The sequence below is a fragment of the Paenarthrobacter sp. NyZ202 genome (genome assembly GCF_049860755.1).
GTDB lineage: Bacteria > Actinomycetota > Actinomycetes > Actinomycetales > Micrococcaceae > Arthrobacter.
Genome location: NZ_CP187556.1, coordinates 2,382,179 through 2,404,709 on the forward strand (window position 1 = coordinate 2,382,179; position 22,531 = coordinate 2,404,709).

17 protein-coding genes and 1 tRNA gene are annotated in these 22,531 nt (G+C 64.1%); 11 read left to right on the forward strand and 7 right to left on the reverse strand.

All coding sequences use genetic code 11. The features are described from left to right. Positions 1–17: 17 nt before the first annotated feature. Entirely contained in the window at positions 18–2,621 is a 2,604-nt protein-coding gene (pepN, locus tag ACPFL9_RS11035; RefSeq protein ID WP_426002651.1) for an aminopeptidase N, read from the reverse strand. 115 nt (positions 2,622–2,736) lie between these two features. Between pepN and ACPFL9_RS11040 the strand changes: the two genes are divergently transcribed. From ACPFL9_RS11040 to ACPFL9_RS11050, 3 genes are all read left to right on the forward strand, one after another. Next, positions 2,737–4,293, forward strand: coding sequence for a circularly permuted type 2 ATP-grasp protein (locus tag ACPFL9_RS11040; protein ID WP_426002652.1), 1,557 nt, complete (start codon positions 2,737–2,739; stop codon positions 4,291–4,293). Positions 4,294–4,375: 82 nt separating this feature from the next. Continuing rightward, positions 4,376–5,302 (forward strand): alpha-E domain-containing protein, encoded by a 927-nt coding sequence (locus ACPFL9_RS11045; protein ID WP_426002653.1) that lies wholly within the window; start codon positions 4,376–4,378, stop codon positions 5,300–5,302. Next, a complete protein-coding gene (locus tag ACPFL9_RS11050; protein WP_426002654.1) occupies positions 5,299–6,150 on the forward strand; it encodes a transglutaminase family protein in 852 nt (283 codons plus the stop codon). The genes ACPFL9_RS11045 and ACPFL9_RS11050 overlap by 4 nt, the downstream gene beginning before the upstream one ends. Positions 6,151–6,217: 67 nt before the next feature. Here ACPFL9_RS11050 and ACPFL9_RS11055 read toward each other — a convergent pair whose 3' ends face one another. After that, positions 6,218–7,669: an SDR family NAD(P)-dependent oxidoreductase gene (locus ACPFL9_RS11055; RefSeq protein ID WP_426002655.1), complete on the reverse strand. Its 1,452-nt coding sequence runs from the start codon at positions 7,667–7,669 to the stop codon at positions 6,218–6,220. 49 nt (positions 7,670–7,718) lie between these two features. Then, positions 7,719–9,131 (reverse strand): glucose-1-phosphate adenylyltransferase, encoded by a 1,413-nt coding sequence (glgC, locus tag ACPFL9_RS11060; RefSeq protein ID WP_426002656.1) that lies wholly within the window; start codon positions 9,129–9,131, stop codon positions 7,719–7,721. A gap of 92 nt (positions 9,132–9,223) precedes the next feature. On the opposite strand from glgC, the gene glgA reads away from it, so the two are divergent. Beyond that, positions 9,224–10,438 carry a glycogen synthase gene (gene glgA, locus ACPFL9_RS11065; RefSeq protein WP_426002658.1) on the forward strand — a complete coding sequence of 405 codons (1,215 nt, stop codon included), beginning with the start codon at positions 9,224–9,226 and terminating at the stop codon, positions 10,436–10,438. 128 nt (positions 10,439–10,566) lie between these two features. On the opposite strand, the gene ACPFL9_RS11070 is transcribed toward glgA, so the two are convergent. Next, positions 10,567–12,675 carry an acyl-CoA dehydrogenase gene (locus ACPFL9_RS11070; protein WP_426002659.1) on the reverse strand — a complete coding sequence of 703 codons (2,109 nt, stop codon included), beginning with the start codon at positions 12,673–12,675 and terminating at the stop codon, positions 10,567–10,569. Continuing rightward, on the reverse strand, positions 12,672–13,415 hold the full coding sequence (locus ACPFL9_RS11075) for a TetR family transcriptional regulator (protein WP_426007533.1): 744 nt from the start codon (positions 13,413–13,415) through the stop codon (positions 12,672–12,674). The genes ACPFL9_RS11070 and ACPFL9_RS11075 overlap by 4 nt, the downstream gene beginning before the upstream one ends. Positions 13,416–13,514: 99 nt before the next feature. On the opposite strand from ACPFL9_RS11075, the gene ACPFL9_RS11080 reads away from it, so the two are divergent. The 3 genes from ACPFL9_RS11080 to ACPFL9_RS11090 are packed head-to-tail and all read left to right on the forward strand — an operon-like array spanning position 13,515 to position 17,136. Then, positions 13,515–14,864: an acetyl-CoA C-acetyltransferase gene (locus ACPFL9_RS11080; protein WP_426002660.1), complete on the forward strand. Its 1,350-nt coding sequence runs from the start codon at positions 13,515–13,517 to the stop codon at positions 14,862–14,864. Positions 14,865–14,872: 8 nt separating this feature from the next. Continuing rightward, on the forward strand, positions 14,873–16,213 hold the full coding sequence (locus ACPFL9_RS11085; protein WP_426002662.1) for a 3-oxoacyl-ACP reductase: 1,341 nt from the start codon (positions 14,873–14,875) through the stop codon (positions 16,211–16,213). Then, positions 16,210–17,136 (forward strand): MaoC/PaaZ C-terminal domain-containing protein, encoded by a 927-nt coding sequence (locus ACPFL9_RS11090; RefSeq protein WP_426002663.1) that lies wholly within the window; start codon positions 16,210–16,212, stop codon positions 17,134–17,136. Before ACPFL9_RS11085 ends, ACPFL9_RS11090 begins: the two co-directional genes overlap by 4 nt. Before the next feature lie 73 nt (positions 17,137–17,209). Here ACPFL9_RS11090 and ACPFL9_RS11095 read toward each other — a convergent pair. Further along, a tRNA-Leu gene (locus ACPFL9_RS11095) sits at positions 17,210–17,295 on the reverse strand. A 266-nt stretch (positions 17,296–17,561) separates the two neighbouring features. On the opposite strand from ACPFL9_RS11095, the gene ACPFL9_RS11100 reads away from it, so the two are divergent. Both ACPFL9_RS11100 and ACPFL9_RS11105 read left to right on the forward strand, forming a co-directional pair. Continuing rightward, positions 17,562–18,866, forward strand: a complete 1,305-nt coding sequence (locus tag ACPFL9_RS11100) for a M20/M25/M40 family metallo-hydrolase (RefSeq protein ID WP_426002665.1) — start codon at positions 17,562–17,564, stop codon at positions 18,864–18,866. Between the two features lie 23 nt (positions 18,867–18,889). Further along, on the forward strand, positions 18,890–20,062 hold the full coding sequence (locus tag ACPFL9_RS11105) for an acyl-CoA dehydrogenase family protein (RefSeq protein ID WP_426002666.1): 1,173 nt from the start codon (positions 18,890–18,892) through the stop codon (positions 20,060–20,062). On the opposite strand, the gene ACPFL9_RS11110 is transcribed toward ACPFL9_RS11105, so the two are convergent. Further along, positions 20,059–20,292 (reverse strand): DUF5703 family protein, encoded by a 234-nt coding sequence (locus ACPFL9_RS11110; RefSeq protein ID WP_426002667.1) that lies wholly within the window; start codon positions 20,290–20,292, stop codon positions 20,059–20,061. The genes ACPFL9_RS11105 and ACPFL9_RS11110 overlap by 4 nt on opposite strands. Before the next feature lie 39 nt (positions 20,293–20,331). Here ACPFL9_RS11110 and ACPFL9_RS11115 point away from each other — a divergent pair, with 39 nt between their 5' ends. Both ACPFL9_RS11115 and ACPFL9_RS11120 read left to right on the forward strand, forming a co-directional pair. Further along, positions 20,332–20,589, forward strand: a complete 258-nt coding sequence (locus tag ACPFL9_RS11115) for a hypothetical protein (RefSeq protein ID WP_426002668.1) — start codon at positions 20,332–20,334, stop codon at positions 20,587–20,589. Between the two features lie 243 nt (positions 20,590–20,832). Beyond that, positions 20,833–22,524: a sugar transferase gene (locus ACPFL9_RS11120; protein WP_426002669.1), complete on the forward strand. Its 1,692-nt coding sequence runs from the start codon at positions 20,833–20,835 to the stop codon at positions 22,522–22,524. Positions 22,525–22,531 lie beyond the last annotated feature (7 nt).

Genomic DNA, 22,531 nt, shown 5'->3' on the forward strand with positions numbered 1-22,531 from the left:
ACGTGCACCTGAAGGTTTCAGCCAGCCGCCTGGGCCGTGAGGGCACGGAGGAGGTGGCTCCGCTGCTCGATGATGATGCGGCGCAACGCACGCGGAGCATGCTCGTGCTCCTGGAGCCACCGGTCCGTCCTGGCCACCACCGGATGTGTGCCTGGTTCCTGCCCGGGGCCCGGATCCTGGGCGCCCGGGAAGAGACCGCGGACGATCCTGCCTGCGATCTCAATGCTCCTTTCGGCCCACACGCGTTCCAGCGAGTCGAAATACGGCTCCACATAGCGGTCCAGCATGGCCGCAGGGGCCAGTCCGAAGCCCGTGATCGTGGCGCTGAGGAGTTCGTTGGACAGCCCGGATGCGTTGACTGAGGCATCCCACGCCGCGGCTTTTACCGCCGGATCCGGTCTGGCCGATGCCGCGAGTGCGTGCCCTTCCCGTCCCGAAGCGGTCTTGTCCCGGGCGAGTTCCGCATCCAGCTCCGCGAGGCTGGCAAGTCCGTGGGCAGCCAGCGCCTGCCACAAGCTCCAGCGCAGCTCGGCGTCCACCACAAGGCCGTCCACTACATCCCCTCCAGCCAGGATGCCGCGGAGCAGGGGCAACTGGCTGTCGCCATGCCGGGACACCTCCGCGAGGACCCGCGCCCAGGCCAGTTGCTGGTCAGACCCGGGGACAGCGGACCGCAGTTGCGCGGCCGCCACGGCAAGGAAGTCCTTGCGGACACCGTCGCGACCAGGCACCGGCACATAGCGCTCAATGGCCATGGCCGCATTGGCAAGTATTGTCTGCAGCGCCCCAATGCCGGTCTCCGCCGGAGCAAAACGCTCGACGGCGGCCACGTAGCGCGCTGCCGGGGTCACGCCATCGCGGGCCGAATCCCACAGTGCGGTCCAGCACAGTGCCCGGGCCATGGGGTCCTGGATCCTGTCCAACGAGCTGCGCACGGTCTCCTCCGAGACGGCGTCGAGCCTGACCTTGGCGTACGTGAGGTCTTCATCGTTGAGCAGCAGCAAGGCAGGCCGGGGGCGGCCGCTGAGTTCCTCAACCACAGTGGAGGGGCCCGTGATGTCGAGCTCGACGCTGTCAGCGCGCACCAGGTTGCCGGAAGCATCTGGTTCATAGAGGCCAAGGCGCAAGCGGTGAGGGCGAAGTTCCTGCTTGCCGCTCAGTGGATCCACCGCGTCCTGGCTGATCGTCACCGTGCCCATGGTGCCGCCGTCGTCCACGATCGCTGCGGCCAGCGTGGGGATTCCGGCGGTCTGCAGCCATTGCCGCGCCCAGTGGCCCAGGTCCCGGCCGGACGCGTCACCCAGGGCGTGCAGGAGATCCTGGAGGGAGGTGTTGCCATATGCGTGCTGCCGGAAGTATTGCCGTGACCCGGCGATGAAGGCGTCGAACCCAACGTAAGCCACCAGTTGTTTCAGGACAGAAGCGCCCTTGGCGTAGGTGATTCCGTCGAAGTTCTGCTTGGCGGCCTCGAGATCGGGGATGTCAGCCACGATCGGATGGGTGGTGGGCAGTTGGTCCTGGACATATGCCCAGGCTTTGCGTTTGCCAGCGAAGGTGACCCACGCGGAGTCCCAGTCCGTGGCGCGGTCAACGCCCAAGGTACCCATGAAGTCGGCAAACGATTCCTTCAGCCACAGGTCGTCCCACCACGTCATGGTCACGAGGTCGCCGAACCACATGTGCGCCATTTCGTGCATCAAGGTGTTGGCGCGGGCCTGGTACTGCGCGTCCGTGGCCCGCGACGCGAAGACATATTTCTCGGTGAAGGTGACCAGGCCCGGATTTTCCATGGCACCCAGATTGTATTCGGGGACAAATGCCTGGTCGTATTTGCCCCACGGATAGGGGTAGTCGAAGAGTTCATTGAAGAACTCCAACCCGTTCTTGGTGAGCTTGAAGAGCTCACGGGCATCGAAGGCCTCCGCCAGGGACGCGCGGCAGTAAAGGGCCACCGGGACGTCCAGGTGCGTTCCGTCGTCGAAGGTTGTTCCCCAGTGGTCCGTGGCTTTGAAGTAGGGGCCGGCCAGGATGCTGGTGATGTAAGTGGAGATGCGCTGGGTCGTGGCGAAGTCCCAGCGGGTCGCAGCAGCGTCGTCCGGAACCTGTGTCCGCGCGGTTTCCGCACCGTTGGAGGCCACTTCCCAGCCGGAGGGGGCGATGACATGGAAGGTGAATTCGGCTTTGAGGTCCGGCTGTTCGAAGTTGGCAAAGACGCGCCGGCTATCCGCCGGTTCGTATTGGGTATAGAGGTAGCACTGCCCGTCTGCCGGGTCGACGAACCTGTGCATGCCCTCGCCGGAGCGGCTGTACAGAGCGGTCGCCTGGACGGTGACGGTGTTCTCGGCGGCAAGGCCTGCCAGCAGGATCCTGCTCCGGTCCACCACGGTGGCTGGGTCGAGCGGGGCGCCGTTGAGCACCACCGAGTGGACATCTCCGCCGATGAAGTCGAGGAAGGTGGCGGAGCCGGGTTCGGCTGAAAACGCTATGGTGCTGCTGCTGGGGTAGCCCGCGACGTCGGGATCTGCCGCGTCGCGGACATCGAGGGTGACGTCGTAGCTGTGGGTGGTGATGAGGGCTGAGCGGGTTGCGGCTTCGTCGCGTGACAGATTGTGATTCGACACACAGCTATCTAATCATGATCGTGGTCACGGCCACGCTGCGGCGGCAACGGGTTGGCAACAGCGACACAATCAGCCCGAAATGCGCTCGACCCAAAAAGGTGATTGTCTAATTCCCATGTCTGACCTCTTCCTCGACTACTCCGAGGCCGCTGCCCGCAGCGGTGCCTACGATGAAATGTTTGCCCCGGGCCATGTTGCCAGAAGATCCTACGGTCAGGTTGCCGGTGCGCTGCGCGAGCTTTCCTTGGCGGATGTCACCGCACGTGCCGATTCCATGGCACGCAGCTTCCTGGACCGCGGGGTGACCTTCGACTACGCAGGGGAGGAGCGTCCCTTTCCGCTGGACATCGTTCCACGGGTCATTCCCGCGGACGAATGGGATGTGCTGGAGCGTGGCGTGGCCCAGCGCGTCAAAGCCCTGGAGGCGTTCCTGAACGACGTCTATGGACGCATGGCCGTGATCGCCGACGGCGTCATTCCCCGCCAACTGGTCACCACCAGCGCGCACTTCCACCGGGCTGTCCATGGATTCGAACCGTCCGGCGGTGTGCGCGTGCATGTCTCCGGCATTGATGTCGTGCGGGATGCTGCCGGCACCTTCCGGGTGCTCGAAGACAACGTCCGCGTTCCGTCAGGCGTCAGCTACGTGCTGGAAAACCGGCAGGCCATGGCCAAAGGTTTGCCCGAAGCATTCGGCCAACAGCACATCCGGCCCGTTGAAGAGTATCCACGCAGACTGCTGTCCGCTCTGCGCAAGACCGCACCGGCCGGCGTCGACGATCCCACCGTGGTGGTCCTGACGCCCGGCGTCTTCAACAGCGCCTACTTCGAACACACGCTGCTGGCCGGCCTCATGGGCGTCGAACTCGTGGAAGGCCGTGACCTCATCTGCCGCGGCAACCGCGTGTACATGCGAACCACTGCCGGCGAGCAGCGCGTGGACGTGATCTACAAGCGCATCGATGATGACTTCCTCGACCCCCTGCAGTTCCGCTCAGACTCCATGCTCGGCTGCCCGGGCCTGGTAAACGCCGCACGTGCCGGCGGCGTGACCATTGCCAACGCCGTGGGCAATGGCGTGGCCGATGACAAGCTCGTGTACAGTTACGTGCCTGACCTGATCCGGTACTACCTCCACGAAGAGCCCATCATCGCCAACGTTGACACCTTCCGGCTTGAAGAGAAGGAGGCCCGGGAACACGTCCTCGACCGCCTGGAGGAACTCGTGGTCAAGCCCGTGGACGGTTCCGGCGGCAAGGGCCTGGTCATCGGACCGGACGCTTCCAAGGAAGAACTCGAGGCCCTGCGCAAACGGGTCATCCAGGACCCGCGCGGATGGATCGCGCAGCCCGTCCTGCAGCTGTCCACCGTTCCCACCCTGTCCGGGGACAAATTCGGTCCCCGCCACGTGGACCTGCGGCCCTTCGCTGTCAACGACGGCGACGACGTGTGGGTCCTTCCGGGGGGACTCACCCGGGTGGCACTCAAGGAAGGGTCCCTCATTGTGAATTCGAGCCAGGGCGGCGGCTCCAAGGACACCTGGGTCCTGGCCGACTCGCCCCAACTCCCTGCAGAGATCATTCCCCGCCCGTCCCTCACGGTCCGGGAACAGGTTTCCGTGTGGCCCGTGGAAAGCAACTGGCGCGACCGCCAGTCGGAGCAACAGCAGTGAACCCGTCCTGCTTAAACTGCCCCATGCCCACCCCACCGTCACTGGACCGTCGACACGCACCACGCGAAGGAGGCACAGCCGCATGCTGAGCCGTATTGCCGAGTCTCTTTTCTGGATCGGACGCTACGTGGAGAGGGCAGACGGTACTGCCCGGATCCTGGATGTCCACCTGGAACGGTTGAACCACCTGCCCATTGACGAACAGCGCAGCGTCGCGCGGGAACTCCTCGCGGTCATGGGTGCCCGGCCCCACAGCGAGGACTTCGGGCTCCCGGAACTGCTCAATGCCCTGGCCTATGACAAACAGAGCGCATCCTCGATCGCAGGCTCCCTCGGAGCAGCCCGCGAGAACGCCCGGCGTGCCAGGGAAACCGTCTCGCAGTCGCTGTGGGAGAGCCTGAACACCACCTACTACGGCCTTAACCAGCACCGCAAGGACGTGGTGGGCACGTACCGATTCTGCAACTGGGTCCTCGAACGCACCGCCATGGTGCGTGGACTGGCCGACACCACCGTGAGCCATGATGAGAGCTGGTTGTTCATGGTCCTGGGCCGCTCCCTGGAACGGGCAGACATGACAGCCCGCATGCTGTCCACCCGGGATGTTCAGTCCGCAGGTATGTCCTGGGTCAATATGCTCCGGTGCGCGGGAGCCTACGAGTCCTTCATCCGCACCCGCCGGGCAGCCTTCGGGGACCAGCACGCGGCAGAATTCCTGCTGCTGGACCGGCTCTTCCCGCGGTCGATCGTCTATGCCCTGCGCGATGCCGACGAGTGCCTGGCCAAGCTTGACCCTTCCGCCCAGCGCGTAGGCTTCATCAACGATGCCCGGCGCATCGTGGGCCAGGCAAGGACCTTCCTCGAGTTCCACCGCACCGACGACCTGATGTCCGAACTGCCCGAACACATGGAACGTGTTCAGAAGGCCGTGGCACAGGCATCGGACGCCATTTCCCGTAAGTACTTCAATCAGGCTGACGAACACGCCTGGGTGGGAGAAGTTTCATGACCCGGCTGAGCATCGTCCACAAGACCGCATACAAGTACAACCGGCGCGTGACGCTGTCCTACAACGAGGCCCGCATGACCCCGTTGACCGACGGCCAGCAGGTTGTCCTGGAGTCGTCCCTCAAAGTCACGCCCAACCAGGCGTCCGTCAGCACCTACCGGGACTACTGGGGAACGCGCGTGACGGCCTTCGACATGCAGATGCCCCACGAGAACCTGGAAGTCCTGGCAACCGCCACGGTGGAAGTCCACCGCACGGAGCGGGTGGCCAGCGACGACACGATCGTCGGTTGGGATGTCCTTGCTTCGGACAAGGTCCAGGATGAGTTCAGCGACTGGTTGCCCCAATCGCGGCTGAGCGGTCCGGGGGAGGAAGTCCTCGGAATTATCCCGGGCGTGGTCCAGGGCACCAACCCCCACGAGGCGGCACTTGCCGTCTTCTCGTGGATGGCGGGGGAGATGACCTACATGAAAGGTATGACCGGCGTAACCACCAATGCCGAGCAGGCCTGGACACAGAAGCAGGGTGTGTGCCAGGACCTGGCCCATCTGGCCATCGGCTCGCTCCGGAGCTGTGGCATCCCGGCCCGGTACGTTTCGGGCTACATTCATCCCCGGTCGTCGGCGGATATCGGGGAAACCGTTGCCGGCCAGTCCCACGCATGGCTCGAGTGGTGGGACGGGGAATGGCGAAGCTGGGACCCCACCAACCACAAGCCTGCGGGCGACTACCACGTCACCGTTGCCCGGGGACGGGATTACCGCGACGTTCCCCCGCTCAAGGGCATCCTGTCCGGAGGAGGCGGCTCAGCGCTGTCGGTCTCCGTGGAGATCACCCGGCTCGCCTAGTGCCCGGACAATAGGGAGCGCCCTGCGGAACACTGTTCCGCAGGGCGCTCCCGTTGTACCGCATAATCTACCAAGGCGACGGCTTGTAGTCCTTGAGGAAGACGCCGTACTGGTCCTCGCCCTGTTCGCCCATGACGATGGGGTCATACACGCGGGCTGCCCCGTCCACCAGATCCAGCGGCGCATGGAAACCCTCTTCCATGAGACGCACCTTGGTGTAATGCGGGCGCTCGTCGGTGATCCATCCGGTGTCCACTGCCGTCATCAGGATGCCGTCGGCCTCCAGCATTTCCTGGGCGCTGGTGCGGGTCATCATGTTCAACGCGGCCTTGGCCATGTTGGTGTGCGGATGTCCCGGGCCCTTGTAGACACGGGAGAACTGACCCTCCATGGCCGAGACGTTCACGATGTACTTCCGGCGGGCGCTGGACCGTTTCATGGCACCACGCAACCGGCTGACCAGCAGGAACGGCGCGGTGACGTTGCACAGTTGGACCTCCAACATCTCCAACGGGTCGACTTCGTCCACGACCTGTGTCCAGCTGTTGATGGTGGCCAGGTCCGGAACCAGGCCCCCGGCGTCAATGGCCGTTCCGGATTCGATGCGTTCCAGCGAAGCGGAGCCGGTGGAAAGCGCCAGGGAGGTAATGGCGTCGCCGGCGAGGACCGGATGCTCGGTCACGCTCGTCGCCAGGGCCAGCGGATGTTTATCGTGGGCGTGGCCGAAGGTCACGAGCTCCGGCCCTCCGTTGGCTGCCTCAAGGGCCGCGGGCAGCGGCTCGTCCTCGGCATCGACCAGTGGTTTGTACGCGTTTCCTGAGCGGCGTACGGTTTGGGCTGCGTTGTTGATGATGATGTCCAAGGGACCGGCCTCATTGAGGGAGTCCGTCAATGACATGACCTGGGCGGGATCCCTGAGGTCAATACCCACGATCCGCAGCCTGTGCAGCCAATCGGCGCTGTCTTCCATCGCGGCAAAGCGGCGTGCCGCGTCCTTGGGGAAGCGGGTGGTGATGGTCGTGTGGGCTCCGTCGCGAAGGAGCCGCAGCGCGATGTACATTCCAATTTTGGCCCGTCCCCCGGTCAGCAGGGCCCTGCGGCCGGTCAGGTCGGTCCGGGCGTCGCGCTTGCTGTGGCTGAATGCAGCGCACTCGGGACACAACTGGTGGTAGAACGCATCCACCTGCGTGTAGTGCTGCTTGCAGATGTAGCACGGACGTGAGCGGATCAGGTGGCCGGCAATCTGGCCGGTGGCCGACGGAGCCAGCTTGTTGCCGCGCGTCTCGTCATCGATACGATCGGGAGCCGCGGTGGCAGTCAGTGCCATGACGGCGCGGTCGGCCTCGGCGATCTGGTCACGCTTGGTGTTCCTGCGGTGCCGCTTCACCGCCTTGAACATCTTGCCTGTGGCGCGCCGGACCGAAACGTAGTCCGGGTGCTCTTCGTCGTAGACGTGGATCGTGTTCAGAACCTTGAGGCAGGCCTGGATCTCTTCAGGCGTCAGGTCGGTGGAGCTCATTGACCCAATTTTACAGCCTTGGAAGACCCGGACCTGCCTCGGGACGTTCTTAGCGGACGACGGTTTGGGAGGCGGCGTCCGCTACCCGTGCCTGGATCCCGGCGGCAACTTTTTCAGCCGAATCCCGGATGTCCGGATCGCCGTGTGTGGCCGCCTTGAGTGCTTCCGGAAGGCTTCGGCGGTACTCGGCAGACAGGGCCAGCTCTGCCTCGCCCGGTTCCGGAACAACCTGGCCCTTGGCCAGCACGGTGATGCCGGATTCGGTGACCTTGTAGCCCCGCGCCTTGTCCAGTGCCGGGTCCAGCCCGATGGCCGCACCGGCAGGAACCTTGACGTTCTTGTCGACGATTGCGCGTTTGATGACCGCTCCTTCGCCAATACGGACCTTGTCCATGAGTACTGAGTCCTGCACGCGGCTGCCCGCAGAGACAAAGACGTCGTTGGACAGGACCGAGCCCTCCACTATTCCGCCGGAGATGACCACTCCACTGGCAACGATGGAATCCAGCGCCGTACCGACAGTGCTGTTCTCGCCGCGGACGAACTTGGCCGGCGGGGAAATGCTCTGGCGGGTGTAGATGGGCCACTCAGAGTTGTAGAGGTTGAAGACCGGAACCGGGGAAATCAGGTCCATGTGCGCGTCAAAGAAGGAGTCGATGGTGCCTACGTCGCGCCAGTAGGTGCGGTCGCGTTCAGTGGCTCCGGGAATGTCATTGAGCGTGAAGTCATAAACTCCGGCCTCGCCCTTGTCCACGAAATAGGGAATGATGTCGCCGCCCATGTCGTGTTTGGTATCGAGCCGCTCGGCATCCACGTGAAGGGCTTCCACCAGGGCGTCGGCGTTGAAGACGTAATTGCCCATGGAGGCCAGGAACTGGTTGGGATCGGCGGCAAGACCCGGGGTGCTGGCCGGCTTTTCCACGAAGGCCGCGATCTTCTGGGGATCGTTCTGGTCGACTTCGATGACACCGAACTGGTTGGCCATGTTCAGCGGCTGGCGCACCGCCGCGACCGTAGCCTTCGCGCCGCTGGCGATGTGCTGTTCCACCATCTGGGAGAAGTCCATGCGGTAGACGTGGTCGGCACCGACCACCACCACGATGTCCGGGGCGTCATCATGGATCAGGTTGAGGGACTGGTAGATGGCATTGGCGCTGCCGAGGAACCAGCTCTTTCCCACACGCTGCTGTGCAGGCACCGATGCAACGTAGCGGCCCAACTGCGTGGACATGCGCCAGGTCTCGGAGATGTGGCGGTCCAGGCTGTGCGATTTGTACTGCGTCAGGACCACAATTTTCAAATACCCCGAATTGACCAGATTCGATAGTGCAAAGTCAATAAGCCTGTAGCCCCCGGCAAACGGAACCGCAGGTTTGGCCCGGTCTGCCGTCAGCGGCATGAGGCGGTTTCCCTCGCCACCTGCCAGCACGATTGCCAATACTTTCTTCAACGCCATGGTCATAGCTCCCGTACGTCTTCGTAGCCCCCAAAAGTCCGATTTTCCGGACTCTTTCACACTAGAACACATAAGCCGGAACGACTACGTTGGGTAGCGTGCGTATAGACATTGTGACTAAAGAATTCCCTCCGGAAATTTATGGCGGTGCCGGTGTCCACGTTGCCGAGCTCAGCCGGGTGCTGGCAAAGCACGTCGACCTCCATGTCCGGGCCTTCGGTGCGCCCCGGGATGCCGACTACCACGGCGCCACCGTGGACTCCTATGCCACGCCGGCGGACCTTGGCGATGCCAACGCCGCAGTGCAGACGCTGGGCGTCGACCTCAGGATCGTTCCTGACATCGCGGGAGCCGATCTGGTCCACTCGCACACCTGGTACGCCAACATGGCAGGCCATTTGGCCTCGCTGCTCCACGGAATCCCGCATGTGCTCAGCGCCCACAGCCTGGAACCGCTGCGGCCATGGAAAGCCGAGCAGCTCGGGGGCGGCTACGCATTGTCGTCTTGGGTGGAAAAGACGGCCTATGAAGCCGCCGCGGCGATCATTGCCGTGTCGGACGGAATGCGGCAGGACATCCTGCGCAGCTACCCCGACGTCGACCCGGACAAGGTCAGGGTGGTCCACAACGGCATCGACGTTTCTCTGTGGCAAAGGGACGAAGACGACGACGTAATCCGCGACCTGGGCATCGATCCGGCCAAACCCAGCGTGGTATTTGTAGGCCGCAACACCCGCCAAAAGGGCGTTCCGTACCTTCTCCGCGCGGCCTCCAGCCTTCCGGCAGACGTGCAGCTCGTCCTGTGCCTCGGGGCTGCGGACACCCCGGATCTCGCCGCCGAGACCGCGCGGCTGATCGGGGAACTGCAGCAGACCCGCGAAGGCGTGATCGTGATTGAGCGGATGCTCCCGCGGCGTGAACTGATCCAGGTCCTCAGCCATGCAACCGCTTTCGCCTGCCCTTCCATTTACGAACCCCTGGGCATCGTGAACCTTGAGGCCATGGCCTGCGGCGCAGCGGTCGTGGCCAGCGCCACCGGCGGTATCCCGGAAGTCGTCCAGCACGGTGAAACAGGGTTGCTGGTCCCCCTGGAGCAGGTGACGGACGGCACCGGCACCCCGCTCGATCCGGACAAGTTCGTCAGCGACTTCGCCGCAGCGCTGAACGAGGTTGTTTCGGACCCGGCCCGTGCCCGCACCATGGGCGCGGCAGGCCGCCGTCGCGCAGAAGAGCACTTCTCCTGGGAGTCCATCACCGAAACCACCCTTGAGGTGTACCGCTCAGTCCTCAAAGAGGCCGGCACCAACGCCTGAGCGTTCCGCGCAGCAGCCCAACAACGACGACGGCGCCGCCCCCAAGGTGGGGACGGCGCCGTCGTGCGTTCCCGGCAAGGGGACGCTGCACGTTCCGAAAGTATTCACCGGCACGTCACGCGGGGCTGCTACCGTGGCGCGCGTGCCTTCAAGGCCAGCAGTGATTTCTCGTCCGCAGGTGCAGATCCGCTGGCCCGCTGCTCGCGGAACCAGGCGCGGGCCTCGTCCTGCCGGGCTCCCTCGGCGCCGGTGGCTACTGCGGCGCGAAGGTGCTCCGGACCGTACCCGAAGGCGTCCACCAGATCCACGGCATGCGGACGAATCTTCACCAGCAGCCGGTTAATGTAGGTACCAACGGTACGGCCGCGCTGCATGGAAAGCCGGCCGTTCATCAGGTACCAGGCAAGGTGCTTCTCGATGAGCGACAGTCCAAAGAGATCACGCAGCCACGTCAGGACCTGCTTGGTGCCGTCGTCCCGTACGTCGGCCAGCGCCTCCGTAAATGCCTCCCATTGCAGCAGTTCTGCGTGCGCCTGGGCCGCTTCAATGAGTTCGTGCTGGTGCTGGTTGAAGAGGGCTGCAGCCTGGTGCTGCGGCAACTTGTTGGCCCCCTTCAGGGCCGCGCCCACCTCGGCCACCATGGATTGCACGCGGTCGGCAAGCAGCGTGCGCTGCCCTTCCTCATCGCGCAGGGCCAGGGCAGCCTTCTGGACAGAGCCCGAATCAGCCACGAACTGCGCAACCTGCCGCAAGCCGGTCCGGTGCAAGGCGACGCCAGCCGCCTGGTCCACCACGTAGCGGGCCAGGACACCGAAGTCGGCGCTGCGGAATTCCTTGGCGTAGTCGGCCAGGAGCCGCTTGGCCACGAGTTGCAGGAGTACCGTGTTGTCGCCTTCGAACGTCACATAGACATCCAGGTCCGCGCGCAGGGAAGCGAAACGGTTCTCGATCAGGAAGCCTGCACCACCGCAGGCCTCACGGCATTCCTGCAAGGTGTCCAGGGCATGCCAGGTGCTCAGCGGCTTGAGGGCCGCGGCCAGCGTTTCCAGGTCCTGGCGGTCGGCGTCGGTGTCGTGGGCTCCGGAGAAGACGTCATCGAACTTGCGGAGCAATTGCTCGTGGGCAAACCCGGCAGCGTAGGTCGTGGCGAGCCTTGTGAAGAGCCGGCGTTGGTGCCGCTGGTAATCCAGCAGGACTTCCTCGTCAGTGGTGGAGGAAGCGTTGAACTGGCGACGTTCAGTGGCGTACTGAATGGCCGTCTTCAGCGCCACTTTGCTGGCGGCCACGGCGGCACCGTCCAAGGAGACACGACCCTGCACCAACGTGCCCAGCATCGTGAAGAAGCGGCGGCCGGGACTCTCGATGGGGGAGGAGTAGGTGCCGTCCGGTGCCACGTCTCCATAGCGGTTCAGCAGGTTGGTGCGGGGAATCCGGACGTTGCTGAAGTGGAGCCTGCCGTTGTCGATTCCGTTAAGCCCGCCCTTGATACCGTCATCTTCACCGCCCACACCGGGCAGGAATTCCTTGGTAGCCGGGTCGCGGAGCTCCACATAGAACGCGTGGACGCCGTGGTTGACCTTTTTGGTTACCAATTGGGCGAAGACGACGGCGGCCAGGCCATCGTTGGCGGCATTGCCGATGTAGTCCTTCCACGCCGCCCTGAAGGGCGTGTTGATAACGAATTCCTGGGTCGCTTGGTCATACGTGGCCGTGGTCGCAATGCTGGCCACGTCCGAGCCATGGCCCGTTTCGGTCATGGCGAAACAACCAGGGATCTCCAGGCTCATGATTCCGGGGAGCCACTTGTCCTGATGTTCCTGGGTGCCCAGGTGCATGACCGCCGAGCCAAACAGGCCCCACTGGACTCCTGCCTTGATCTGCAGGGACGGGTCTGCGGTCACCAGTTCCTCGAAGCCGGCGATGTTGCCGCCGTGGTCGTCCGAACCTCCCAGGCGGACCGGAAAAGCACGGTGGACGGCGTTGTTGTCCACCAGGTACTTGAGCTGCCCGAAGACCCGGGCACGGTGTTCAGTGTGCGTCCGGCCTTCGATTTTCTGCACTTCCGGCTTACCGGCAAGTGCGCGGGCCTCACGGCGTACATCCGCCCACGCGCCCAGGAGCTGCTCGCCGAGTCCGGCCACATCAACCACCGGGCCGTCCTGGCGGGAAGATTGCATCGCTGCTGCTTCATCGCGGCCTGGTTGCCTGGCTGGGGTGCGATCAACTACATCCGTCATTGTGATTCCTTCTTTGGTTCTACAACTGATGGGTCATTGGGCTGATGGTCATTGGAAAGTGCGGTGCCGGAATTCCCGGTAAGTTCCGGCGCAATGCCAAGGCACAGCCAATCGGTGATCTGGCCGGCCATGGTTGCCTGGTCCGGTTTGGCCTCGCCGGGAGGACTGCCCAGCCACATTTCACCGGCGTTCCTAACCAGGCCGATTGCGGCGGTGGGCCAGTACCGGATCAGTGCCTCTTTGCCGGTACCGAGGTACTGGCGCATGGGGGTCGCAATCATCCCGGTGATCTGCTCGAAGAAGTTGCCGAGTGCACCGGAGGCGGCGATGGCATCCTGCGCGGACGCCTCGCCAGGGGACACCCGGGTAATAAAGGCATAGACGTTGGGACTGGACCCGGCCATTTGCAGGTACGCCGAGACCATGGCGTACAGCCCCTCCCGGGGTGTTTGTGCAAGCTGGGCCGCTTCCTTGAGGCGCCGCTGCATCTGGGCCAGGACTACCTCGCCCATAGCCTGCTGGAGGCCGGCCTTGTCCCCGAAATAGCGGTAGTACACGGACTTGGACGTCCCTGCAGCGCTTGCGATGTCTTCCATGGAGGCCTCGCTGCCCAGCGCGTGGACGGCCTTGCGGGCGGCCCTGATGAGCTCCCGCCGCCGTTCCTCACGATGGTTTTGCCACCGGGATGCGCGCCCGTCGACGGCGGATCCCGCCTGGGTTGCGGAGGCGTCCGCCGGCATGTAGCCGCCGGACGGGAAATCTGTTCGCCGGTTGTTCACGATACCCAGCGTATCAGGTACGCTGGGTATCAGTAACAGGCCACCATCGAAGGAGACCCCATGGCTGCTGCAGAAGGCAACAACGCCGGCGGTACCAACCCGCCGGCAGGACAAACCACACGCCGGGCCGTGATTGTTGGCGGCAACCGCATCCCCTTTGCCCGCACGGGCGGGGCCTATGCCAAGTCCTCCAACCAGGACATGCTGACCGCCGCCCTGGACGGGCTCATCGCGCGGTTCGGGCTGCAGGATGAACGGATCGGCGAAGTCGCAGCAGGAGCCGTCCTCAAGCACTCACGCGACTTCAACCTCACCCGGGAAGCCGTCCTCGGTTCTGCCCTGTCACCCGAAACACCCGCCTACGACCTCCAGCAGGCCTGCGCCACGGGCCTCGAAACAGTCCTAGGGCTGTCCAACAAGATCAAGCTGGGGCAAATCGAGTCCGGCATCGCCGGTGGCGTGGATTCCGCCTCCGACGCCCCCATTGCAGTCAGCGAAGGGCTCCGGACGATCCTGCTCGACCTCAACAGGGCGAAGACGCCCACGCAGCGTCTTCGCATCCTGTCGCGCATCAGGCCCAAGGACCTCGCCCCGGAGGCTCCCTCTACCGGCGAGCCCCGGACAGGCCTGTCCATGGGCGAACACCAGGCCCTGACAACTGCGCAATGGAATATCACCCGCGAAGCGCAGGATGAGCTTGCGTTCGCCAGCCACAGGAACCTCGCCGCCGCCTACGACCGGGGATTCTTCGATGACCTCATCACGCCGTACCGCGGATTGAGCCGGGATTCGAACCTCCGCGCTGACACCTCCCTGGAGAAGCTGGCGGGGCTGAAGCCGGTATTCGGCAAGAACCTTGGCTCGCAGGCCACCATGACGGCGGGCAACTCCACGCCACTGACCGACGGCGCATCTGCCGTTCTCCTCGCCACGGAGGAATGGGCTGATGGCCGCGGCCTCCCCAAGCTGGCCACGGTTCTGGACGGAGAGGCGGCTGCCGTCGACTTCGTCCACGGCAAGGACGGACTGCTCATGGCCCCGGTCTTTGCCGTTCCCCGGCTGCTCGCACGCCACGGCTTGACTTTCGAGGACATCGACTTCTTTGAAATCCACGAGGCCTTCGCCGGAACGGTGCTGAGCACGCTGGCTGCCTGGGAAGACGAAGACTTCGGACGGACCCGGCTGGGGCTCGACGGCGCACTGGGCAAGGTGGACCGCGCCAAACTCAATGTCAACGGATCGTCCCTCGCCGCCGGCCACCCGTTCGCCGCCACAGGCGGACGGATCGTGGCCTCGCTGGCGAAGATGCTTCACGAGCAGGGGACCGTGGCAGGAAGGCCGGCCCGGGGGCTGATCTCGGTCTGCGCGGCGGGCGGACAAGGTGTCGTAGCCATTCTCGAAGCAGCTTAGGGAGCGACGTGACAGATACATACACGCGGATCGTCAGCCAGGGACTCGGAAAAGACGTAGCCAGGAGGCTGGGACTGCCACAGCCGGTAGAGCTGAGGCGCCATGCGCCCGGTGCTCCGTTGGTGATCGGGCCGGTGCTGGTGAACGGCGACAGCCTCGGTGCCGACGACCTCGCCACGGCGCTGCTGGGCTGGGGCCTGGACGTGCGGCGCAATGCTTTGCCCAAGGAGAAGCTTGGAGCCGTCATCCTGGTGCTTGACGCAGTGCAGCATCCCGACGACCTGGGCAAGCAGATCCTGACAGTCGCAGCGTCATTGCGCGACCTGTCCCCGAATGGCCGCATCATCACGGTTTCCAGGACTCCGCACTCGGCGTCGACGCCGGCGTCGGCCGCGGCCCGGCAAGGTGTTGACGGGATGCTGCGTTCGCTGGCCAAGGAGTTGCGCTCCGGTGCCACGGCCAACGGAGTGTTGCTGGCAGAAGACATCGCCACCACGGCCCCATCTGCCCTGGGGGCTGTCCGCTTCTTCCTCTCGGGCCGCTCCGCATACGTTGACGGCCAATTCCTGACGGTAACCTCTGCTTCGGGCAGCATGCCTGCTGATGTCGATAAGCCCCTTCAGGGCAAGGTCGCCGTAGTGACCGGCGCCGCCAGGGGCATTGGCGCCGCCATCGCCAGGACTTTGTACCGGGACGGCGCCAAGGTCGTGGTGGTGGACATCCCTGCTGCCGGCGACCACCTTGCGGCCGTGGCCAACCAGGTCCACGGCACTGCCCTGCAATTGGATATCACCCGTGACGATGCCGGGGCGCGGATCATCGAGCACGCTGTGGAAAGGCACGGCCGCCTCGATATCGTGGTCCACAACGCCGGCATCACCAGGGACAGGTTGCTGGCCAACATGGACGAGGGCAGGTGGCAGTCGGTGATCGCAGTGAACATCGCAGCGCAACTGCGCATCAATGAGGTTCTTTTGGCATCGGAACATTTCAAGGAGGCACCGCGCATCATTTCCGTCGCTTCGACCAGCGGCATCGCAGGAAACCGGGGCCAGACGAATTACGGGGCGTCCAAAGGCGGCGTGATCGGCATGGTCCGGGCCACGGCGCCACTCATGGAATCCTTCGGCGGAACCATCAATGCCGTGGCGCCGGGCTTCATCGAGACGGAAATGACGGCCAAAATGCCCTTTGCCATCCGTGAGGCCGCCAGGCGGCTCAATTCCCTGAAGCAGGGAGGCCTGCCGGTGGACGTTGCAGAGGCCATTGCTTTCCTGGCAACGGAACCGGCCGGTGGAATCAACGGTGGCGTACTGCGGGTCTGTGGACAGCAACTGGTGGGGGCATGAGCCGGACCCAGCCCGTGATTCTTGGTGAAGTTCCCTCACTGTCCAAGCTCTACGTCAACGCCGCGGCAAATGCGGCCAGGCGGCGGGTCCTGGGCTCGGCTCCCGGCAGGAAAAGGCTGCCTTCAGCAGTCCATGAGGTCAGGGGCGTGCTGGCGGACGTGGAGAACCTGACCGCGTACCAGCACCTGGTGGGCGAGACCGCCAGCGACGTCCTTCCCGCCGGTTACGTCCATGCGCTGGCCTTTCCCGTCGCCATGAGCGTGATGAACCGTGACGACTTTCCCTTGCCATTGCTGGGCATGATCCACCTGCGGAACGTTGTGGAACAGCGGGCGCCGATCCTGTTCACCGAGGCCCTGGATGTCCGGGCCTGGTCGGAGAACCTGGCCGGCCACCGGTCCGGAACCCAACTCGATGTGGTGGCCGAGGTGCGTTCCGGCGGTTCGGATGCGCTCGTTTGGCGCGGGGTGTCCACGTACCTGGCCAAGGGCGTGTTCCTGCCAGGCGTTGATAAGCCGGGCCACTCGAACGGATCTTCAGGTGGAGGCGATTTTTCACCGCCGGACCCTACCGCCGTGTGGCAACTGGGCCTGGAGACAGGCAGGAGCTACGCCACGGTCTCCGGTGACTTCAACCCCATCCACCTCAGCACCCTGTCCGCCAAGGCACTGGGTTTGCGGGGGTCTATTGCGCACGGCATGTATCTTGCTGCCCGCGCACTGGCTGATGTTGGTTCTGCCAAGTCCGATGCCTTCGTCTGGGAGGTTGCCTTCGACGCTCCGGTCTTCCTGCCGGCCAAGGTGGCACTGGACATCGCCACCACCCAGACCGATGCGGGAGCCTGGGAACGCTCCGACTACGTTGCGTGGAACCCGCGCAGCGGGCGCAGGCATTTCAGCGGCAGTGTGCGCTCCATGGGCTGACCCATCATGAACAAACATGACCCTGGTCAAAAAAAGAAACAGGGCCTGGAATCTTCATTCCAGGCCCTGTTCTTGGTGCGCGGAGGGGGACTTGAACCCCCACCCCCTTTCGAGGACTAGCACCTCAAGCTAGCGCGTCTGCCATTCCGCCACCCGCGCAGAGTGGTATTCAGAGGCCCTGTGGACACCTTGCAGCATCCCGCTTTCCTCCGAAGCAGCGAGAAAAACTCTAACACGGGGACAAGGCAACTGAAAAATCGGCCATCACCCCGAAACCCTGCCCCGGTGGCCTGAGGTCCTGCGGATGACGGGGCACCGGACATGTCGCGGTTGTGATGAGTAGGCTGGGGGTAAAGGGACAGCAGCGGTGCATCGTCCGCGCCGGGCCACCGGAAACCTGCAGCCAGCCACGCAAGGAGAGATTCATGTCTGATATCCGCCCCGAGGATGAAGTTGTCCGGATCTGCCAGGAGCTCATCCGGATCGACTCCTCCAACTTCGGCGATGGAACAGGTCCGGGCGAACGCGCGGCAGCCGAGTACACGGCCGGCCTGATCACCGAGGTTGGACTTGATGCGGAGATCTTTGAATCCGCGCCGGGCAGGGCCAACGTGGTCACGCGCATCGCCGGTGAGGATCCATCGGCCGGCGCACTGGTGGTGCACGGACACCTGGACGTGGTGCCCGCCCTGAAGGACCAATGGAGCGTCGATCCTTTCAGCGGCGAACTCAAGGACGGACTGATCTGGGGCCGGGGCGCCGTGGACATGAAGGACATGGACGCCATGATCCTGTCCGTGATGCGGGACTTTGCCCGGACCGGCAGGAAGCCGAAGCGGGACATCATCTTTGCCTTCTTCGCTGACGAGGAAGCAGGTGGCACGTATGGAGCCCGCTACGCTGTGGAGCACCGGCGCGAACTCTTTGACGGTGCCACTGAGGCCATCTCCGAGGTAGGCGGCTTTTCCACCACCATCGGCGGCCAGCGGACATACATGCTCCAGACGGCTGAGAAAGGTCTTTCCTGGTTGCGCCTGGTAGCCCACGGCAGGGCAGGGCACGGGTCCCAGATCAACACGGACAATGCAGTCACCAGGCTGGCCGCGGCTGTCACCCGTATCGGCGAGTTCAAGTGGCCCGTGGAGCTGACGCCCACCACCCGGCAGTTCCTGGACGGCGTAACGGAACTGACCGGCGTCGAATTCGATCCCGACAATCCGGACATCATCCTGAAGGAGCTCGGAACTGTTGCCAGGTTCGTCGGCGCGACGCTGCAGAACACCTCCAACCCGACGTTCCTGCGCTCCGGTTACAAGCACAACGTCATCCCCGAATCAGCCGAAGCCTATGTGGACTGCCGGACGCTTCCCGGTCAGCAGGAACTGGTTTTCGACACCATCAAGGAACTGGCAGGAGAAGGCATCGAGATCAGCTACGTCAACAAGGACGTTTCGCTGGAAGTTCCGTTTGCCGGCAACCTGGTTGATTCGATGATTGATGCCCTGCATGCAGAAGACCCGGGGGCCAAGGTGCTGCCCTACACCCTGTCCGGTGGAACGGACAACAAGTCGCTGAGCAAGATCGGCATCACCGGTTACGGCTTCGCGCCCCTGATGCTGCCGGACGAACTCGACTTCACGGGCATGTTCCACGGCGTGGACGAACGCGTCCCTGCCGAATCCCTGCAGTTTGGCGCACGCGTCCTCAACAGGCTCCTCACCACCTACTGACGGACACACAGGAAGGGATCCGCATGGCACCCGAAGACATCCTGCCCGAGGCTCTCCTGGACCGGCTGCGCGGACGCGCGGCCGGTTACGACCAAAACAACCGGTTCATCCAGGAGGATCTGGATGATCTGGCAGAGGCAGGCTACCTGAAGTTGTTCGTACCCGAGGCCGACGGCGGACCGGGACTTGGCCTTGAAGCGGTCGCGGCGCTTCAGCAGCGCCTGGCCACGGCAGCGCCGGCCACGGCGCTGGCCATCAATATGCACTTGGTGTGGACCGGCGTCGCGGCTGTCATGGCGGCCAGGGGAGACAATGCACTGGGCTTCCTGCTGCAAGAGGCCGGACAAGGCGAAATCTTCGCGTTCGGCATCTCCGAAGCCGGCAACGATTCCATGCTGTTCGACTCCGGAACCGTTGCAGAACCCTTGCCGGACGGCAGCTACCGGTTCACGGGCCGCAAGATCTTCACCAGCCTGTCGCGGGGCTGGACCCGGCTGGGGACGTTCGGCAAGGATCCGGAGGCCCGGGACGGCGCGGGGGAGCTCGTGTTCGGTTTCATCCGGCGGGACGAGCCCGGGCACGAAACCCTGAGCGACTGGGACACCTTGGGGATGCGTGCCAGCGCCTCCAATACAACACTGTTGCACGGCGCCGTGGTGCCCCCGGAACGGATCTTCCGGAAGCTGCCGGTAGGTCCCAACCAGGACCTGCTGATCTTTGCGATCTTTGCCTGTTTCGAAACACTGCTGGCTGCTGTCTACACGGGCTTGGCCGAGCGTGCCCTCACCCTGGCCGTGGAGAACGTCAAGCGCCGGGTCTCGGCCAAACACGGCGGACGAAGCTATGCCCAGGACCCTGATATCCGGTGGAAGGTCGCTGATGCCGCCATGGCCATGGACGGCATCCAGCCGCAGCTGACACTGCTTGCCCGCGACGTCGACAATCTGGTGGACCACGGTCCGCAATGGTTCCCCAAGCTCGTGGGACTCAAATCCAGGGCGACCGAGAATGCACGCCATGTTGTGGACCTCGCCATCCGTGTGACGGGCGGGTCAAGCTACTTCCGGGGTTCCGAGATGGAACGGCTCTACCGCGATGTGCTGGCGGGTATTTTCCATCCCTCCAACGACGAATCCGCCCACAACACCGTCGCCAACGCATGGCTGGGGCCTTTGGAGAGCCAGGAAAGCCGCTAGACGGTGCGCTGGATGGAGTAGACCTTGCGCCGCAGCCAGAACCGGCGTCCTCCACCCATGTACATGCGGCTGCGCTCCAGTTCCCACTTGCCGTATTCGGAATGTTCCGCGAGCCGCCGGCGGGCCTCATGGAGGGAATCCTCAGGTCCAACCGTCAGCACGAGGTATTCGTACTGGCGTGCGTAGTCTCGTTGGCGCTCTACGGAGCCGCCGCTAAATTGTTCCTTCATCCCTCTCCATTTTCGTCTTTTTCCGGCTAACGTGAAGTCATGAGCATCGATCCGCGTGTCGCACTTCAATCGTTGACCGCAGCACTCGAGGAGCACCTGGCCGCGGCCTCCGCGCGCCGGGGTGAAGGCGATCCGGCTGTCGAGGCAGCATTTTTCGCGGTGGCGGATGCCTTCGAAGTCTACGAGGATGCTCTCTATGACACGTACTCCGAGGTCACCCCTCTCCAGGTTTTCGACGATGAGGATGAGGAAGAGGACGACATCCTGGACGAGGACCTGGAGTCCTTGGAGGAGTAAATTTTCACAAAAACCGGCCGCCCCAGGGCGGCCGTTTTTTGTGCCGTCAACCCCGTCGCCCGGCACTTGGCCACGCATTGGACGTGAACCCGACCACGTAGTCCCGCGATTGCCAGCTAGGTACTCGCGAGTATGACGTATGGGTAATCCTGAGCAAACTTGAGTACAGACTACTGGTGCGCCTCTTCAGCGCCGCCGCTTCACTGGGTTGTAGGCAATGGCGGGTCTGCGAAGAAGGCTGACATGGTAAAAGTTCCGGTCTTGCGAATGGGCAGGGCAGCGGCACCTGGCGGTGCGCACCGGCTTTCCACCAAGGCTGCCTTCACCGGCGTCCCTGCCACGGCCGATGTCAATCTGCCGGTGTCTCCCTGGATTGACAAGTCCGTTGCTGCACAGCGGACTGAAAAGGCGGGACTGGCGGCGCTGGGTCCGGATGTCACCCCGATGACCACGCCGCCAGTCACCCTGCCCGGACTTCCCCCGGCCGATATGCGAAGCAGGGCCGACGGAAGCCGGAACAACTGGAAGCTTTTCCTCACCGTAAGCCTCCGCCTCTCCGACAGCCTGCTCGTCATGGGCGCCGTTATCGCGGGGTTCCTGCCGATCGCAGAGGGACAGGCTCCCTGGGCCGTCGGAGCGGGGCATGGTCAACAAGCCCTCCTCGGCGTGCTCCTTGCCGCGGCATGGATGGCAGCACTTGAGGTCTACAGGACCCGGGACCCGAAAGTCCTGGGTGTGGGCCCGGAAGAATACAAGCGCGTGCTGTCGGCCAGTCTGCGGGTCTTCGGATTCCTCGGAATCCTCGCCGTGGTGTTCCACCTGGAATCCGTCAGCTCCTTCGTGTTGGTGTCCCTGCCCGTTGGCCTGGTGGCACTCACGGGAAGCAGGTGGTGTTTCCGTCGCTGGCTGTCCCGGCAAAAGGCACAGGGGTACTGCCTGTCCAAGGCGATAGTCGTGGGCGAACCGCAGGACGCCAGATACGTCATTAAGCAGATCAACCGCCGCAGCGGGGCCCCCTACGACATCGTGGGTGCGTGCCTGCCAGGAGCCCGCAAGGGAGCCGCTCTCGTGGTGGACGGCGTCCGTGTACCGGTGCTGTCTTCCCTGTACGGAATCTCCCACACCGTCCGGCAGACGGGCGCGAACGCAGTGATCGTGGCCGGCCCTGTTCCCGGCGGGAACCAGTTCATCCAGGAACTCGGATGGCGGCTGGAGGACGACATGGCCGAGCTCGTGCTGGCAGCCACCCTCACCAACGTCGCAGGTCCCCGCATCCATTGGCGGCCCGTGGAAGGCCTGCCGCTGATGCACGTGGACATTCCGCACTACAGCGGAGGAAAACACACCCTCAAGAGGCTCATGGACATCACGGTATCGACTGCAGCATTGCTGGTACTGTCACCGCTGCTGCTGATCCTGGCGCTCATTGTCCGACTCGACAGCCCCGGCCCCGTGCTGTTCCGCCAGGAAAGGATCGGGAAGCAAGGCTCCACCTTCCAGATGCTCAAGTTCCGATCCATGGTGGTGGACGCCGAAGCGCGGCTGGCCGGGTTGCAATCCCAGGATGAAGGGGCCGGCGTCCTCTTCAAGATCCGCGGTGATCCCAGGATCACGCGATGCGGCCGCTGGATGAGGAAGTACTCACTGGATGAACTGCCGCAGTTCTGGAATGTGCTGACCGGCGACATGAGCCTCGTGGGGCCGCGTCCGCCGTTGCTGCGGGAAGTGAACAGTTACGAACGGCACACCCGTCGCCGCCTGCTGATCAAGCCCGGCATCACAGGACTGTGGCAAATCAACGGCCGATCCGACCTTCCATGGGACGAAGCCGTCCGCCTGGACCTCTACTACGTGGAGAACTGGTCCATCGCCGGGGACGTGATGATCATGTGGCGCACTTTCAAGGCCATGACAGCCCCGTCCGGCGCCTATTGACCCGGGC